The sequence below is a fragment of the Enterobacter cloacae complex sp. 385G4 genome (assembly GCF_057320665.1).
In genome coordinates, this window is record NZ_JBXWDD010000001.1 from 505380 (window position 1) to 525601 (window position 20222).

The 20222-nt window shown below is 61.3% G+C and carries 2 protein-coding genes; both read left to right on the top strand.

Annotated elements, in window-relative coordinates:
* Positions 1–696 precede the first annotated feature (696 nt).
* Positions 697–2034 (top strand): TolC family outer membrane protein, encoded by a 1338-nt coding sequence (locus AC2FAJ_RS02650; RefSeq protein ID WP_041910078.1) that lies wholly within the window; start codon positions 697–699, stop codon positions 2032–2034.
* Positions 2035–2155: 121 nt separating this feature from the next.
* Positions 2156–20161 (top strand): Ig-like domain-containing protein, encoded by an 18006-nt coding sequence (locus tag AC2FAJ_RS02655; protein WP_485453778.1) that lies wholly within the window; start codon positions 2156–2158, stop codon positions 20159–20161.
* Positions 20162–20222 lie beyond the last annotated feature (61 nt).

Consider the following 20222-nt stretch of genomic DNA (forward strand, 5'->3'; position numbering starts at 1 on the left):
GTCGCAATAAATTGCATAATACAGCATTTTGACGCAGAAGGAAGGAGTATCGTAAACCAGGTTGATGTTTAATTATTGGAATTATATTAAGCGGATATCATTAAGCCGTTCTGAATGTTAACCACAGTGTTAATGTTATGTTTTAATCAACGATTTGGGTTATGTAACCAATGTATTGTGATTAACTGGTGGAATATGCTGATATTTAATTAAAATAAAGCATTTAATGTCTGATTTATGTTTTTTATTAGAATTATTTTTCAACAAATTGATGGCTCTTACTTAAGTTGACACTTCTTTGAAAATCTTTGTGTCTGACCCGCTCAGAAATTAACGCAAAAATGTGCGCAGAGGAGATTAAGAATTTTCCTTAAATTACAGTGTGTTTTGATGTTTCATCTGAAAGGCTACTTTCGGAGTTTTGTCCAGAAACCCCATGTTTTTTCTTATATGTAACACCGCATTAACATTGTGGGTGTAGTGGCCTATACCACATTTTGTTATGCTGCAAATCAACTTATGAAATAAGTAATTTCTTAAATTTAATAAGACAAAGGCGGATCTCATCTCCATCGGAAATGGGTATGGGGAGCTTTACCTGAAATTTAGCGAGGAAGTTAAATAAGATATTTGTCTAATTATCTGTACCTCTTTTTGGGTAATTGCTTGAGTATCACTCAGAGTCAGGGAGATAAAATGACGATATTACGCAAGCCTGTTTCACGCCAATTTATAGCTACGCTGGCGTTAATTTCATTAGCCCTAAATACGGCTTATGCCAATAGTGGCGCGGTAGGTATTGCCCCGATGGCAACGACGACCTTAAAGGAAAGTATTCTTTTCGCTATCGATCGCGATCCGTCAATTAGCCAGCAGGCCGCGCAGTTAGGTATTGGTCAGGCGCAAATAGACGAGGCGCGCAGCGGCTGGATGCCGCAAATAGCGTTGAACGGGAGTACGGGGCATAGCCAGACCACCGATTCCAGCGGTTCGCTGAAGAACTCTGCGGCCTGGGGAGTGAGCCTGACCCAGCTGATATACGATTTTGGCAAGACTAACAATAGCATCAGCCAGTCTTCCGCCCAGCGCGATAGCTACCGCTACCAGCTGATGAGCACGCTTTCTGACGTGGCGGAAAAAACGGCGCTCGGCTACGTGGAGGTCAAACGTTATTCCGACCTATTACAGGCGGCAAAAGAGAACGTTCAGGCACTGAAAAACGTGGAGCAGCTGGCCAAGCTGCGCGCCGATGCGGGCGTGAGTTCCACCTCCGATGAACTCCAGACCCGCACGCGTATTGCCGGCATGCAGGCGACGGTGGCGCAGTATAACGCCGCGTTGAACAGCGCCCGCGCAAGGCTCGCGGTATTAACCGGAATGCAGGCAGATCATTATTCGCCGGTACCCGCAAACCTCGCCGTTGAGCCGGATTCGCTTAACCGCATTGATTATTCGTTAATACCGGCGGTAATGGCCGCGCAGAATATGGAACGTTCGGCCCAGTATGGCGTTGAAACAGCGAAGTCCCAGCACTGGCCAACCCTGAGCCTGAAAGGGGGACGCACGCGTTACGAGTCGGACAACCGCTCATACTGGGACGACCAGATCCAGCTCAATATTGACGCACCGCTTTATCAGGGCGGCGCGGTATCTGCACGCGTGCGTCAGGCTGAGGGCGCCCGGGCGATGGCGTCCTCTCAGGTCGATCAGGCGCGTTTCGACGTGCTGCAAAAGGCCTCCGTCGCGCAAGCTGACTGGACCGGCGCACGGGGAAGAATGGAGGCCGGGAAACGGCAGCTGGAAAATGCGCTGCGGGCCCGCGAGGTTTATAAAAATGAATACACCCTGAGCAAGCGGAGCATTAATGATTTGCTCAGCGTTGAGCAGGATGTCTGGCAGGCCACGTCGGCGAAAATAATCGCCGAGTATGATGGCTGGAGTTCGGCAATTAATTATGCTTCCGCGGTTGATAATTTAATGCCGCTTATTGGAATAGAGAAAAACGCTGCCGCAAAATTACCCGATTTGAGTTAACAAAAGCCACGCATAGCTGCACGAAATAAGTCTGAAAATAATGGGTGTTTTTTCCCAGGGATAGCTGCATCCGTCTGGTGGATATATCCACAGGGATCCGTACACCTGCAAGGAGAGGAATATGAGTAACGTAAAGGTTGTTGATGTCATCATTCGCAAAACGGCGGAGAAAACGAAATTAACCGGCGAAGGGAATCTGTCGGTCTCTATTTCATCGCCGAGCGTGATTGAAATTCAGGGCTCTGCTCAGGACGTGGTGCGTTATGTCCGCCAGGGTAAAGACCTTCTCATTTATATGAAGGACGGCAGCGTTATTCGCTGCAATAACTATTTTGTTGAAGATCCTGAAACCCAACATCAGTCAGAGCTGGTGTTCAACGACGGGCAGGAACTGACTCATCTCTCTTTTGCCGATGCCGGGGAAGCGTCAGGCGTTGCCGCTACTGAATTAACCGCGCAGGCCACACCCATTAGCAGCATTGAACCCTTCCTGGAGCAGGGAAGCGCCCTGAGCGATGCCCCGTGGGGCTGGATTGCAGGGGCGGCGTTAGGCGGCGGTGCTATCGGCGCACTGCTGGCCCACGGCGGTGATGGCGAAACCAAAACGAAAGTCATTGATAACACCAAAGAAGTGGAAAGCGCCACGCCGACCTTCCTGCTGTCGGACAAGGTGGGCGACAAGCAGGGAGTGCTGAGCGCAAACGCCCTCACGGACGATAACGCGCCGACCTTCAGCGGTACCGGTCAGCCGGGCGCGACCATCCAGATTAAAGACGGCAGCGGCAGCACCATCGCCAGCGCGATGGTCGGTAAAGACGGCACCTGGACGGTAAAACTCCCGACCCAGGCCGACGGAGAGCACACCTGGTCGGTGGTGCAGATCGACGGCAGTAAAACCACGTCAGCGGGCAACATCACCGTGACCGTTTCTACGTCCGAGGCCACGCTTACGCTGGCGACAACGGCGGGTGACAACGTGATTAACGCCAGCGAACAGTCCGCAGGCTTTACGCTGTCCGGCAGCAGTCAGCATCTGGCGCAGGGAACCGACGTTTCCGTAACGCTGAACAGCAAAACCTACACCGCTCAGGTGGGAGCAGACGGCGCGTGGAGCGTTAACGTGCCTGCGGCAGACGCACAGGCGCTCAGCGACGGTACCTGGACCGTCAGCGTCAGCGGCAAAGACGCGGCGGGTAACACCGTGAGCGGAAGCCAGACGATTGGCGTGGATACCGCTGCGCCAACGCTCTCCGTCGATACGCTCGCGCAGGACAACATCATTAATGCCGCTGAGCACAACCAGCCGCTAACGCTGAGTGGTAAAACCAACGCGGAAGCCGGGCAGATTGTGACGGTGACGCTGAACGGCAAAAATTATAACGCCACGGTGGGCAGCGACGGCACCTGGTCCGTCACGCTGGCGGCCAGCGAGGTGCAGGCCCTTAATGAGGGTCACCACACCCTGACGGTGAACGTCAGCGACAAAGCAGGCAACGGCTCGTCCGTGACCGCGGATTTCACGGTAGATACCAACGCGCCGGTCGTCACCATCAACACCGTCGCGGGCGACGATATCCTCAACACCAGCGAGCAGGGCCAGGCGCAGATTATTTCCGGGCGGGCGAGCGGCGCGGCGGCAGGCGATGTCGTCACCGTGACCGTTGGCGGCCAGACCTTCACCGGCGTCGTACAGGCAGACGGCAGCTGGAGCGTGGGCGTTCCTGCCTCCGTCGTCGGCGCGCTGGGTGAGGGCAACCACACCCTTGCCGTCTCCGTCACCGACGCAGCGGGGAACACCGGTAGCGCCACGCACGGCATTGTGCTGAGCGGTAACGCACCGGAATTTACGATTGACGCCATCAGCCAGGACAACGTGCTGAATGCCCGGGAGGCGATGCAGCCGCTGAGCCTGAGCGGCACCAGCAACCTGCCGGACGGCAGCGCCGTTACCGTGACGCTGAACAACGTCAGCTATCAGGCGACCGTCGAAAACGGTATCTGGGCGGTTCAGGTGCCGGTATCCGACGTCCTGAATCTGGCGAACACCCTTTATAGCGTCAGCGTCAGCGGCACCGACAGCGTGGGTAACAGCGGCTCCGCAGAGGCGAATCTGCTGGTCGATACCGTGCTGCCGAAGGTGATCATTAACACCTTTGCGGGGGATAACCTGGTTAATAACGCCGAAGCGGGCGTGGACCAAACCCTCAGTGGCCGCGTTACCGGCGCGGCGGCGGGCGATACGGTGTCTGTTACCGTTGGCGGTAAGAGTTACAGCGCCACGGTGGGCAGCGATCTGACCTGGAACGTCACGATCCCTTCAGCGGATCTTCAGGCGTTCGGCGACGGGGATTTGACCTTTACCGCCTCCGTGACAAACGGGCACGGTAATACTGGCACCGGCGAGCGCGATATCAATATCAACGCGGAACTGCCGGGTCTGCGCGTAAACACCATTTCCGGCGATGATGTGATCAACGCCATCGAGCAGCAGCAGGATCTGACCGTCACCGGCGCCAGCACCCATCTGGCCGCAGGTACGCCGATTGTCGTCACCATCAACAATGTCGACTATCACGCCGTGGTGACCGCCAGCGGCGGCTGGAGCATTGGCGTTCCTGCTGCGGATCTGCAGGCCTGGACGGCCGGAGGTATGACGGTCAGCGTCAGCGCGGAAGATGCCTGGGGCAACACCGTTGCGGCTGAACACCCGATTGAACTCGATCTCAACGCCGTGGCGGTCACCATTGATACCGTCTCCGGCGATGACCTGCTGAACGCGGCAGAAAAAGGGAGCGACTTAACCCTTTCCGGCCAGACGCAGGGCGTGGAGGCGGGGCAAACCGTGGTGGTGAAATTTGCCGACCAGACTTTTACCGCGCAGGTGCAGCAGGATGGCTCCTGGAGCCTGACTGTCCCGGCGAACGCCATGGAAACGCTGATCGACGGGCGGGCGCAGGTAAGCGTCAGCGTGACTAACGTCAGCGGCAACAGCGCGGACGCCTCACGCGTGGTGACTGTCGATACGCAGCCGCCGACCATAACGCTCGATAATCTGACCGACGACAACATCATCAATGCGGCAGAAGCGCAGCAGGATCTGGTCCTCAGCGGCAGCACAACCGCTGAAGCGGGCCAGACGGTCACCGTGACGCTGAACGGCAAAAACTATCAAACTACCGTACAAGCTGACGGCACCTGGACGCTGAACGTGCCTGCCGCCGACGTTGGCGCGCTGGCAGACGGCACTGTCACCGTGACGGCCTCCGTCAGCGACGTGGCAGGTAACAGCAGCAGTGCGGACCGCGTTGGGCTGGTGGATGCCACCGTGCCGCAGGTGACCATTAATGACTTTGTCACCGACACCAACACCGTTAACCAGCTGGCCCATTCTCAGGCGCAGATCCTGAGCGGCTCCGTCACTGGTGCTGCGGCGGGCGATTTGGTCACCATCACTATTAATAACGTGGACTACACCACCGCGGTGGACGCGGCGGGCAACTGGAGCCTCGGCCTGCCTGCATCCGTCGTTCAGGGGCTGACGGACGGCACCTGGACCATTAACGTCTCCGTGACCGATCGCTCCGGCAACACCGGCAGCAGTTCTCTGGATGTGGTGGTGAATACCGTGACGCCTGTTATCGGTATTAACACGCTGGCCGTAGATGACGTGATCAATGCGGCAGAGAAGGGTGAAGATCTGCTGCTTTCCGGTACCAGCAACCAGCCGGAAGGGACCATCATCACCGTAAACCTGAACGGTATCAACTACACCACCACCACTAACGCCAGCGGCAGCTGGAGCGTCACCGTGCCCGCCTCTGCGGTGAGCGCGCTGGGCGAAGCCAATTACACCGTGACGGCGAGCGTTACCGATAATGTGGGCAACAGCGCCTCAACCTCGCACGATGTGCTGGTGGACAGCGCGTTGCCGGTCGTCACTATCAACACTTTCGCGACCGACAATATCGTCAACGCGGCGGAAGTCACCGCAGGGCAAACCCTGACCGGGAAGGTCTCTAACGCGGCATCGGGCGATACCGTCACGATTATCCTCGGCGGGCAGACATACACCGCTACCGTGCAGGACGATCTCTCATGGAGCCTGCCGTTAACCGAGAGCCAGTTAACCGCGCTCGGCAACGGCGAACTGACCGTATCGGCCAGCGTCACCAACGCGCACGGTAATACCGGTTCGTCTTCGCTGGACTTTACCATCGACGCCCAACTGCCGGGCCTGCGTATTGATACCGTGGCGGGTGATGATGTCATTAACGTCATCGAGCACGCTCAGAACCTGATTGTTTCCGGTTCAAGCACCGATCTGGCAGCGGGCAGCACCGTCACGGTGACCATTAACGGCAAGATCTATTCCGCAACCGTACTGGCGGACGGTACCTGGCAGGCGGCGGTTCCGGCAGCGGACGTGTCCCAGTGGGCGGACGGTTCGCTGGATATCAAGGCAAGCGCGCAGGATCCTTCCGGCAACCCGGTGACTATCGGCACCATCGTGGACGTCGATCTCGCGCCGGTCGCCGTCAGCATCAACAGCGTGACCGCGGACAACGTGCTCAACGCGGCAGAAAAAGGTCAGGATCTGGTGCTTTCCGGCTCCTCCGCGAACGTAGAAGCGGGCCAGACCGTCACCATCACCTTTGCGGGTAAAACCTACACCACGACGGTGAACGCCAACGGCGACTGGACGTACACCGTACCGGCAGCCGATTTGAGCGGCCTGAAGGACGGCGACGCCAGCGTGCAGGTCAGCGTGAGCAACGTGAACGGCAACGCGGCGTCGTCTGCGCAGGAGTTCAGCGTCGATACCGCCGCGCCAACGGTGACCATCAATACCATCAGCGGCGACAACATACTGAATGCGGCTGAGGCAGCGCAGGATCTGACCCTGAGCGGGACGTCCACTGCCGAAGCAGGCCAGACGGTCACCGTAACCTTCAACGGCAACCAGTACACCGCGCAGGTGCAGGCTGACGGTAGCTGGACGCTGGAGGTGCCGGCAGCCGATCTGGCGGGCATCACCGACGGCAGCGCGGCGGTCACGGCGACCGTGTCCGACAAAGCCGGCAACCCGGCCAGCGCTGATGCCTCCGTGCTGGTGGATACCACCGTACCGCAGATTACTTTCAACATCGTCGCGGGCGACGACATCGTGAATATTGCCGAGCACGGCCAGGCGCTGATCGTCTCCGGCAAGGTCACGGGCGCGCAGGCGGGTGACGTCATTACCGTCACCCTGAACGGCAAAGACTACACCGCGATGCTGGACGGTGCCGGAAGCTGGAGCGTGGGCGTTCCGGCGGCAGACGTGGGCGCGCTGGCTAACGGCGAGCAGACGATTTCCGCGACCCTCACCGACAAAGCGGGTAACAGCACCACCGCCACGCATGAATTTGACGTCTCCCTGGCCGCGCCGGAGATTGCCATCAATACCCTGGCGCTTGACGACGTGATTAACGCGGTCGAGAAAGGCCAGGATCTGCAGATTTCGGGCACCAGCAACCAGCCGGAAGGTACAGCCATTACGGTGACCCTGAACGGCATCAGCTACGCCGCGACCACCAACGCCAGCGGCGGCTGGAGCGTGACCGTTCCGGCGGCGAACGTCTCTGCGCTGGGCGAAGCGAGCTATACCGTCACGGCAAGCGTGACCGATAGCGCAGGCAACGGCGCGAACGCCAGCCATAGCGTGCTGGTCGACAGCGCGCTGCCGCAGGTCACCATTAACGCAATCGCCATCGATGACGTGATTAACGCGGCGGAAGTCGCTTCCGGACAAACCCTGAGCGGGAAGGTGAGCGGCGCGGCGAGCGGTGACACTGTCACCCTTTCAATCGGCGGCAATACGTATACCGCGACGGTTCAGGACGATCTGAGCTGGTCGGTCAACGTGCCGTCCGCGGTCTTAACCGCTATCGGTAACGGCGATCTGACGGTGTCAGCCAGCGTCACTAACGGCCACGGCAACACCGGCTTCGGCGAGCGCGAGATCACCATCGACGCCAATCTGCCGGGCCTGCGCGTCGATACCGTGGCGGGCGACGACGTGATTAACAGCATTGAGCATGCGCAGAACCTGATTATTACCGGCTCCAGCGACGGCCTGGCAGCGGGCGCGGCGCTGAGCGTGATCGTCAACGGCAAAACCTACGCGGCCACGGTGCTGGCAGACGGTACCTGGACGGCGGCCATTCCGGCGGCAGACGTCAGCGCGCTCGGCGCAGGCACGGTCACCGTGAAGGTCGAGGGAAATAGCGCGGCAGGCAACCCGGTCTCCATCAGCCACGACGTGAAGGTCGATCTGGCGACGGTTGCTATCAGCATTGACGCGATTGCTACCGACGACGTGATTAATGCGGCAGAAAAAGGCGCAGATCTGGTGCTTTCAGGTTCCACCAGCAACGTGGAAGAGAACCAGACGGTTTACATCACGTTCGGCGGCAAGTCCTACACGGCGAAAGTGGATGCCAGCGGCAACTGGACGGCGACCGTGCCGTCGGCAGATCTGGCTGGCCTGAAGGATGGCGATGCCAGCGTGCAGGTGAGCGTCACCAACGTGAACGGCAACAGCGCCTCTGCGGGACGCGAGTACGGCGTGGACGCCACCGCGCCGACGGTCTCCATCGAAATCGTCAGCGACAACAACATCATCAATGCCGCCGAAGCGCAGCAGGATCTGGTCGTCAACGGCGTCTCTAACGCCGAAGCGGGCCAGACCGTGACCGTCACGCTGAACGGCGTGGATTACACCACCACCGTGCAGGCAAACGGCAGCTGGAGCGTGACTGTGCCTTCTGCGGATCTGGGCGCGATTACCGACGGGAACTATACCGTCAGCGCCACCGTGTCGGACAAAGCGGGCAACCCGGCCTCCGCGGCACGCGATGTGCTGGTCGATACCACCGTGCCACAGCTGACCATCAACACCGTTTCCGATGACGACGTGATCAACAGCGCCGAGCACGGGCAGGCTCTGATCGTTACCGGCTCAGTGACCGGCGCGGCGGCGGGCGACGTGGTCACCGTTACCCTCAACGGCAAATCATACACCGCCACCCTGGATGCCTCAGGCAACTGGAGCGTGGGCGTGCCTGCGGCGGACGTCACCGCGCTGGCCGCCGGGGATTACACTATTACCGCGGCGCTGACCGATAAAGCGGGCAACAGCAACAGCGCCACGCACGGCGTGGAGGTGAACCTGACCGCGCCGGTGCTGACCGTTGACACCATTTCCGGTGACGATGTGATCAACAACACCGAGAAAACCCAGGACCTGACGATCTCCGGTACGGCTTCCGGCCTGGCGACAGGCGCAGTGGTGACCGTGATGCTGAACGGCAAAGCGTACAGCGCGATGGTCGACAGCAACGGGAAATGGACGACTACCGTTCCTGCAGACCAGGTCGGCGCGTTGGGTGAAGCGTTGTACACCGTTACCGCATCGGCAACGGACAGCGTCGGCAACAGCACCAGCACGTCGCACACCGTGAACGTGGAATCCGTTCTGCCGGGCGTGATTATCAACACCATTGCAGGTGACGACGTCATTAACGCAGCGGAAGTGGCCTCAGGCCAGACCATCAGCGGTAAGGTGGTGAATGCCGAAGCGGGCAACACCGTGACCGTGACGATTGGCGGCAACAGCTACACCGCAACGGTGCAGAGCGATCTCACCTGGTCCGTGAACGTGCCGGAATCCGTTCTGACCGCGCTGGGCAACGGCGATTTGACCGTGTCAGCCAGCGTCACCAACGGCGTGGGCAATAGCGGAACGGGCGAGCGCGAAATCGTGATAGACGCTAACCTGCCGGGCCTGCGCGTGGATACCGTGGCGGGTGACGACGTGATCAACAGCATCGAACACGGGCAGAACCTGATTATCACCGGCTCCAGCGACGGGCTGGCGGCGGGCGCGGCGCTGAGCGTGACCGTAAACGGCAAAACCTATCCGGCGACCGTGCTGGCGGACGGTACCTGGAGCGCGGGGATACCGGCGGCAGACGTGGGTGCGCTGGCCGCAGGCACGGTTACCGTGACCGTTGCGGGCCAGAGCAGCGCCGGTAACCCGGTTTCCATCAGCCACGATGTGACGGTGGATCTGGCGAGCGTTGCCATCAGCATCGACGCCGTTGCCACCGATGACGTGATTAACGCGGCGGAGAAAGGGGCGGATCTGGTGCTCTCCGGCACCACCTCAAACGTGGAGGAAAATCAAACCGTCACCATCACCTTCGGCGGCAAGAATTACACCGCCACGGTGGACGCGGCGGGTAAGTGGACCGCCACGGTGCCGGCTGCGGATCTGGCGGGCCTGAAGGACGGTGACGCCAGCGTGCAGGTGAGCGTTACCAACGTCAACGGCAACAGCGCCTCGGCGGGCCGCGAGTACAGCGTGGATGCCACCGCGCCATCCGTCACCATTAATACGATTGCGACTGACGACATCCTGAACGCGACGGAAGCGCAGTCTGACCTGGCGATTTCCGGCAGCAGCACCGCCGAAGCGGGCCAGACCGTGACCGTGTCGCTGAACGGCAAGGACTACACCACAACCGTCGGCGCGGACGGCAGCTGGACGCTGAACGTTCCGTCGGCGGATCTGGCCGCGCTTAATGACGGCAGCGTCACCGTTACCGCGAGCGTGAGCGACAAGGCGGGCAACCCGGCATCCGTAAACCATAACCTGACGGTGGACGTGACCGTACCAGCGGTCACCATCAACACCGTGGCGGGCGACGACGTGATTAACGTCGCCGAGCACGGTCAGGCGCAGATCGTCAGCGGCACCGCCACCGGAGCGGCAGCGGGCGATAAGGTCACCGTCACCATCGGCGGCCAGACTTACACCACCGTGCTGGACGCGGCGGGGAACTGGAGCGTGGGCGTCCCGGCTAGCGTGATTTCTGGCCTCAGCGACGGCACCGTGACCGTCACTGCGTCTGTTACCGACGCGGCGGGCAACACCGGCAGCGGCACCCATAACGTGACCGTCGATACCGGTCTGCCATCGGTCAACTTCAACGCCATCAGCGGCGATAACGTTCTGAATGCGGTAGAAAAAGGTCAGGATCTGAGCGTCAGCGGCACCAGCGCCAACCTGGCGGAAGGCACCGTGGTGACTGTGACCCTGAACGGTAAAAACTACACCGCGACGACGGCGGCGGACGGCACCTGGAGCCTGACGGTTCCGGCTGCGGATCTGGCCGGTCTCGGTCAGGCCAGTTACACCCTCAATGCTACCGCCACCAACGGGGTGGGCAACAGCGTGAGCAGCGCTGCGAACCTGCTGGTCGACACCGCGCTGCCGACCGTCACCATCAACACCGTGGCGGGCGATAACGTTATCAACGCGGCGGAAGTGGCGGCAGGCCAGACCCTGAGCGGTACCGTGGCGAATGCCGAAGCGGGCAACACCGTAACCGTGACCATTGGCGGCAACAGCTATACCGCAACGGTGCAGAACGATCTGAGCTGGTCCGTGAACGTGCCGTCTGATGTGCTGACCGCACTCGGCAACGGCAGCCTGAGCGTGACGGCAACCGTCACCAACGGCCACGGCAACACCGGCACCGGGGAGCGTGAGATTGCGATAGACGCTAACCTGCCGGGCCTGCGCGTGAACACCGTGGCGGGCGACGACGTGGTCAACAGCATTGAGCATGCGCAGAACCTGATCGTCACCGGCTCCAGCGACGGGCTGGCGGCGGGCACGGCGCTGACCGTTACCGTGAACGGCAAAGACTATGCGGCGACGGTGCTGGCGGACGGCACCTGGAGCGCGGCGGTTCCGTCTGCGGACGTGAGCGCGTGGCCGGAAGGCACCGTGAAAATCAGCGTCACTGGCGACAGCGCGGCGGGTAACCCGATTACCATCAGCCACGACGTGACCGTGGATCTGACTACCGTTGCCATCAGCATCAACGCCATTGCCACCGACGACGTGATCAACGCGGCGGAGAAAGGGGCGGATCTGGTGCTGTCCGGCGCGACCACCAACGTAGAAGCCGGGCAGACCGTCATCCTGAGCCTGAACGGTAAAATCTACACCACTACCGTAGAAGCAGACGGCAACTGGACCTATACCGTGCCGGCTGCGGATCTGGCGAGCCTCAAGGACGGCGACGCCAGCGTGCAGGTGAGCGTCACCAACGTGAACGGCAACAGCGCTTCGGCGGGCCGCGAGTACAGCGTGGATGCCACCGCGCCGTCCGTCACCATCAATACGATGGCGACTGACGACATCCTGAACGCCACGGAAGCGCAGTCTGACCTGACGGTTGCCGGCACTAGCACCGCCGAAGCGGGCCAGACCGTGACCGTGTCGCTGAACGGCAAGGACTACACCACAACCGTCAGCGCGAACGGCAGCTGGACGCTGGACGTTCCGGCAGCGGATCTGGCGTCGCTCAGCGACGGCAGCGTCACCGTGACCGCGAGCGTAAGCGACAAGGCGGGCAACCCGGCATCCGTAAACCATAACCTGACGGTGGACGTGACCGTGCCTGCGGTGACCATCAACACCGTGGCGGGCGATGACGTGATTAACCTCGCTGAGCACGCGCAGGCGCAAATCATCAGCGGCACCGCCACCGGCGCAGCAGCGGGCGATAAGGTCACCGTGACCATCGGCGGCCAGACGTACACCACCGTGCTGGACGCGGCGGGGAACTGGAGCGTGGGCGTTCCGGCCAGCGTGATTTCCGGCCTCAGCGACGGCACCGTGACCGTCACTGCGTCTGTTACCGACGCGGCGGGCAACACCGGCAGCGGCAGCCATAACGTCACCGTCGATACCGGGCTGCCGTCCGTGGGCTTTAATGCCATCAGCGGCGATAACGTCCTGAACGCGGTGGAAAAAGGTCAGGAACTGAGCGTCAGCGGCACCAGCGCCAACCTCGCGGAAGGCACCCTGGTGACCGTGACCCTCAACGGAAAAAACTACACTGCAACGACCGCCGCAGACGGCACCTGGAGCCTGACGGTTCCGGCGGCGGATCTGGCGGGTCTGGGCGAAGCGAATTACACCCTGAGCGCAGCCGCGACCAACGGCGTGGGCAATAGCGTCAGCAATACGGCGAACCTGCTGGTCGACACCGCGCTGCCGACCGTCACCATCAACACCGTGGCGGGTGATAACGTCATCAACGCGGCAGAAGTGGCGGCAGGCCAGACCATCACCGGTAAGGTGGCGAACGCGGAAGCCGGTAACACGGTGACGGTGAACATTGGCGGCAACAGCTACACCGCGACGGTGCAGAGCGACCTGACCTGGTCCGTGAGCGTGCCGGAGTCCGTCCTGACGGCCTTGGGCAACGGCGATTTGACCGTGTCGGCGACCGTCACCAACGGCCACGGCAATACCGGCGCGGGCGAGCGCGAAATCGTTATAGACGCTAGCCTGCCGGGTCTGCGTATTAATACCGTGGCGGGCGATGATGTGATCAACAGCATCGAGCACGGACAGAACCTGATCGTCACCGGTTCCAGCGACGGGCTGGCGGCGGGCACCACGCTCACCGTGACCGTTAACGGCAAAACCTATGCGGCCTCCGTGCTGGCGAACGGTACCTGGAGCGCGGCGATCCCGGCCGCAGACGTGGGTGCCCTGGCAGCAGGCGCGGTGACCGTCACCGTGGCAGGCCAGAGCAGCGCGGGCAACCCGGTCTCCATCAGTCACGACGTCACCGTCGATCTGGCGGCCGTGGCGATCAGCATCGATGCGATCGCCACCGACGACGTGATTAACGCGGCGGAGAAAGGCGCGGATCTGGTGCTCTCGGGCAGCACCTCGAACGTGGAGGAAAACCAGACCGTCACAATCGCCTTCGGCGGCAAAACCTACACCGCGAAAGTGGATGCCGACGGCAACTGGACGGCCACCGTGCCTTCCGCGGATCTCGCGGGCCTGAAGGACGGCGACGCCAGCGTGCAGGTGAGCGTCACCAACGTGCACGGCAACAGCGCGACGGCAGGCCGCGAGTACAGCGTGGATGCGACCGCGCCGACCGTGACGATTGATACGGTGGCAGGTGATAACGTGATTAACGGCAGCGAAGCGGCTGCGGGCGTGGCCATCTCCGGCACCACCACGGCGGAAGCCGGGCAGACGGTCACCGTGACGCTGGGCGGCAAGAGCTATACCGCTCAGGTGCAGCAGGGCGGTATCTGGAGCGTCAACGTGCCGGGCACCGACCTCTCCGCACTGGCCGATAACGGCTACACCGTGCAGGTCAGCGTGAGCGACGCCGCGGGTAACCCGGGCAGCGCGGGCAAAGCGATTACGCTTGATACCACACCGCCGTCCGTCAGCTTTAACGTCGTGGCGGGCGATGACGTCATCAACAGCGTGGAGCACGGGCAGGCGCAGATCGTGAGCGGCACGGCAACCGGCGCGAGCGTCGGCGATAAGCTGGTCATCACCATCGGTTCAAACCAGTACACCACCACCGTTGACGCCAGCGGCAACTGGAGCGTGGGCGTTCCGGCCAGCGTGATTTCTGCCCTGACCGACGGCACCGTGACCATTAGCGCGACCATTACCGACAGCGCGGGCAACAGCAGCACCCAGACTCACGATGTGGTAGTGAATACGGCTTCCGTGGCGCTGACGGTGAACACCCTCAGCGGTGACGACGTCATCAACGCGGCAGAAGCGGGTAGTTCGCTGGTGATTAACGGCTCCAGCGCCCAGTTCGCCAGCGGGACGCAGGTCACCGTGACGCTGAACGGCAAGACCTATACGGCCACCATCCAGAACGACGGCAGCTGGACGACCACCGTTCCGGCCGCAGACGTGGGTGCCCTGGCCGATGGCGCGAGCTATCAGGTATCCGTGTCGGCGCAGGACAGCGCGGGCAATAGCGCCTCGGCGACGCACGGCATCAGCGTGGATACCACCGCGCCTGTCGTGAGCATTGCGACGCTGTCGGGTGACGACATGCTGAATGCGCTGGAAGCGCAGCAGCCGCTGACGGTACACGGGTCGACCAGCGCGGAGGCGGGCCAGACCGTCACCGTGACGCTGGGCGGCAAAACCTACACTGCGCTTGTGGGCAGCGACGGCACCTGGACGCTCGATGTGCCGGCGGCAGATCTGGCTACTCTGAGCCAGGGGGCGCTGACGGTCACCGCGTCGGTCAACGACAAAGCCGGTAACGGCGGCCAGACCACGCACACCTTAACGGTGGATACCGCTGCGCCGACCGTGACCATCAGCACCGTGGCGGATGACGATATCGTCAACAACGCGGAGCAGCTGGCGGGTCAGACCATCCGCGGCACCACCACGGCAGAACAGGGCCAGACGGTGACCGTTTCCTTCAGCGGGCACAGCTATCAGGCGACCGTCGGGGCGGACGGAACGTGGTCGGTCTTCGTGCCGGGGCGTGATTTCCTCGGCCTGAGCGACGGGGATTACACCATTACCGCGTCGGTAAGCGACAGGGCGGGCAACCCGGGTAGCGCAACGCACGACGTGACGCTGAACGGCGATGTCCCAACCATCACCATTAACACCTTTGCGCAGGACGATATCGTCAACGCGGCCGAACACGGCACGCCGCTGGTCGTCAGCGGCACCACCGACGCGCCTGCGGGCCAGACGGTGACCATCACCCTGAACGGCAAAACCTACGCGGCGACCGTGCAGAATGACGGCACCTGGAGCTACACGGTGGGCAGCGCAGACGTCACCGCGCTGGCAGACGGCGGTTCGTACGTGATTAAGGCGCAAGTCAGCAACGCCATCGGCAACAGCGCCAGCGATAACCACACCGTCACCGTCGATCTCACCGCGCCGTCGATGGGCATCAGCATTGATTCGCTGCAAAACGACACCGGCCTGAGCGCGACGGATTTCATCACCAACGATAAGCAGGTAGTGGTCAACGGCTCGCTGACCTCGCAGCTCGGCAATAACGAGAAGGCGCAGATCAGCCTCGACGGCGGCACCACCTGGATTGACCTGACGGTGACCGGCACCACGTGGCGCTACACCGATGGCCGCACCCTGACGGACGGTACGTATCAGTACCAGGTGCGGGTGATCGATAGCGCGGGCAACGTGGGGGCAACGGACAGCCAGGACGTGGTGATTGACCTGACGAAGCCTGCGGCAACGACCATTACCGTGGATTCCGTCACCCAGGATACCGGCCTGTCCGGCAGCGACTTTATCACCAGCGACAACCAGATCAGCCTGAAAGGGACGCTCGGCGCGGCGCTGGGCAGCGGCGACCACGCGCAGATCAGCCTCGACGGCGGCGTCACCTGGACCGACGTCAGCGTGAGCGGCCTGACCTGGACCTACGTGGATGGTCGTACGCTGGCCGATGGGGATTACAACTACCAGCTGCGCGTGATTGACGACGCGGGCAACATCAGCGCCACCGCCAGCCAGGTCGTGACGATTGATACGGTTGCGCCGGACGCCAGCAAAACGATCGCTATCGACAGCATCAGCGACGATACCGGCCTGAGCAGCAGCGACTTTATCACCAACGATACGTCCCTGACGCTGCACGGCTCGCTCGACGCGACGCTGGCCGACGGCGAGTATGCCCAGATCAGCATCGACGGCGGCGTCACCTGGCAGAACGTAATCGTCACCGGCAACAGCTGGTACTACGTGGACGGACGTACGCTGGGTAACCAGACCTATGACTACTACGTGCGCGTGGTCGATGCGGCGGGCAACGTGGGCGCCAGCGCCCATCAGCAGGTGACCGTCGATACGGTTGCCCCGGATGCGGCGATTACGGTGACGGTGGATAACATCACCGTGGATACTGGCTTCGACAATAACGACTTCCTGACCAGTTCGACCTCGTACACCCTGCATGGCACGCTTGGCGCAGAGTTAGGGGCGGGTGAGTACGTGCAGGTGAGCATGGACGGCGGCAGCACCTGGGTGTATGCCACGGTAAGCGGTACCCAGTGGCGCTATAACGACACGCGCACCCTGGCCGACGGCGATTACAGCTATCAGGTGCGGGTAGTCGATCAGGCGGGCAACGTCGGTGCCACTACCACCCAGACCGTGACGGTAGATACCCAGGCGCCGCAGTACGGCATCACCATCGACAGCATCAGCGATGATACCGGGCAGTCCGGGAGTGATTTCATCACTATGGACACCACCCTGACCATCAACGGCTCGCTGGGCAGCGCGCTGGCGAGCGACGAACGGGTGCAGATCAGCCTCGACGGCGGAAACACCTGGGTTGATGCCACGGTCACCAACCAGCGCTGGAGCTACACCGATACCCGCGTTCTGCCTGACGGAGACTACACCTGGCAGGTGCGGATTATCGACCAGGCGGGCAACGTCGGCTCCACCGCCTCTCAGGTGGTGACGGTAGACACCACGCCGCCGACCACGGTTGGCACGGTAGTGAGCTATACCGACGGTGAAGGCGAGCGTCAGGGCACCTTTGGCAGCACGGTGGCCACGGACGATAACGCACCGCTGATCAACGGTACGCTCAACCGCGCCCCTGAAGACGGCGAGATCGTCCAGCTATACCGCGACGGCGTTCTGCTCGGTCAGGTGACCATGAACGGCAGCGCAAGCTGGTCCTTCCAGGATAACGGCCTGAGCGATGGCAACCACACGTACATCGTGCGCGTGACCGACAAAGCCGGTAACTACACGGAATCTGACGGCTTCGTGCTGAACGTTGATACCAGTATCCCGACCACCACGGCGGCGATTACCGCCCAGACCACGTCGGATACCACCCCAATCGTCAGCGGTACCGTCTCCGCCGACCTGGTGAACGGTGAATACCTGGTGGTGACGGTGAACGGCAAAACCTACACCTCCCAGACGGGGGGGGCCGTGGTAGTCGACCCGGATCACAATACCTGGTACCTGCAGATCCCGGACGGCGATGCCCTGAGCGTGGCGGGCTACAGCGTGACGGCGCAGGTGAAGAGCAGCGCGGGTAACGGCAATACCACCGGTACGGCGACCGGCAGCCTGGTGATTGATACCACCACGGTGAATACCGACTGGGCGACCACGGCGGGGAACAGCAACAACTCCACCATGACCCTCGGCATGAACAGTAGCGGTCTGTGGAATATCATTGCGAACACTCAGGCTTACTCCAGCAGCGATAGCTCGACCTATGCCGGCAATACGCTGACCAACACCCGCGGCTACTACGTGGTGAGCCAGACCGCCGCCGACTTTGACCGTAACGGCACGCAGGATATCTTCGCGACCGAGAATACCTACGCCGGGTCTACTCAGGTGATGTGGACCTACGATGGCAGCACCTATAATGCCAGCCAGCTGGCGATGGGGACCACCATCTGGTATGGCGGCGTGATTGCGTACGATAAAACCGGCGATGGCTACCTGGATCTGGCCTACGGCGATGCCGGTATGGACTCACTGACCTACCTGGTGAATAACAATGGCGTCCTGTCGCCGGACGGCACCGGCGGGGAGGGCGGTTTCTACGGTCAGTTCGACTCCGGGCGTGAAATCTCCGGCGTTGACCTGAACAACGACGGTACGGTGGATATTGTCCAGCACACCAACCGCAGTGGCGCGTACTCGCTCACCGTGATCAACAACAACGGCAACGGCACGCTCTCCATCGGCCAGAACCTGACCAACGTATTCGTGGTCAACGCCGCGAACACCACCACGGCGGCGTCCATGACGTGGGCAGACTTCAACGGCGATGGCTACATGGATCTGTACCTGGGCAGCAGCTACAACAACAACGGCGGGGTGATCTACTACAACGACGGTACCGGGAAGCTCTCCACAACCAAGAGCGCGGTAGAGGCTTCTAACGCCACGGCGGGCTATCTGTCGGTGGCGGTGGACTGGAACGGGGACGGGCAGATGGACATCGTCAAGCTCAGCACCTACGGCGGTTCACAGACGGCGACCCTGTTCACCAACAACGGTTACGGCTCCACCTGGACCTCAAGCCAGCTGGCTTCAGGCATTGCTTACGCCACCGGCGTGGCGTCAGTGGACTACAACTGGGACGGTGCGCAGGATCTGCTGGTCTCCCAGCAGAACGGCAAGGTGGTACTGGTCCAGAACAGCAAAACCATTGCCGACGGCACCGCGATGCATCTGCACATTGTCGACAGCGAGGGCATCAACGCCTACTACGGCAATACGGTCAACCTGTACAACGCCGCGGGCGTGCTGGTGGCTTCGCAGATCATTAACGCCCAGTCCGGTATCGGGTCGAACGATACCTCTGCGCTGGTGAGCTTCTACGGGCTGGATCCGAATGAAACCTATTCGGCCGAGATCCTGAAGATCACCAACGGCGTGTCGGATAACGTCACCTGGAGCGGTCTGGAAGCGGGCAACGGCAAAGAGGGCTACGTCCTGACGGCCGAAGCGGCCACAGGCGGCCACAGCGGAACCATTACCGGAACCGGGTATAACGACACCTTTATCGCCGAAAATGGCACTTATACCTACAACGGCTCCGGCGGCTGGACTACCCATTCCGACCATGACACCTGGAGCAACACCGGTGGGATGGACGTGGTGGATTACCGCAATGCGACCTCCGGCGTGACCGTGGATCTGCGACTCTCAACCGCGCAGGACACCGGCTTCGGCACCACGCGTCTGCTGAACATTGAAGGGATTAACGGCTCGGATTACGACGACGTCATCACCGGCAACAGCGGTGATAACCGGTTCGAAGGCCGCGGCGGAAACGACACCTTCAACATCGGCAGCGGCGGTCACGATACGCTGCTCTACAAGCTGATTAACGCCTCGGATGCCACGGGCGGTAACGGTCATGACGTGGTGAACGGCTTCACCGTTGGCACCTGGGAAGGGACCGCGGACACGGATCGTATTGACCTGCGCGATCTGCTCTCTGGCAGCGGCTATACCGGCACGGGCTCGGCGAGCTATGTGGACGGCGTGGCCACGCTGGACAGCAGCGCGGGCAACATCACCGATTTCGTCCGCGTGGTGCAGAACGGCAGCAATACCGAAATCCAGGTGGATCTGGACGGTACCGGCGGCCAGTTCTCGCCAACCACCCTGGTGACGCTGAACGGCGTGCAGACGGACCTGGCTACGCTGCTGGCGAATCATCAGCTGTTAATTGCGTAAACCAACGCCGCGGGGAGCAATCCTCGCGGCCTTTTGGCGTTTCTTTACACAAATGGCGTTA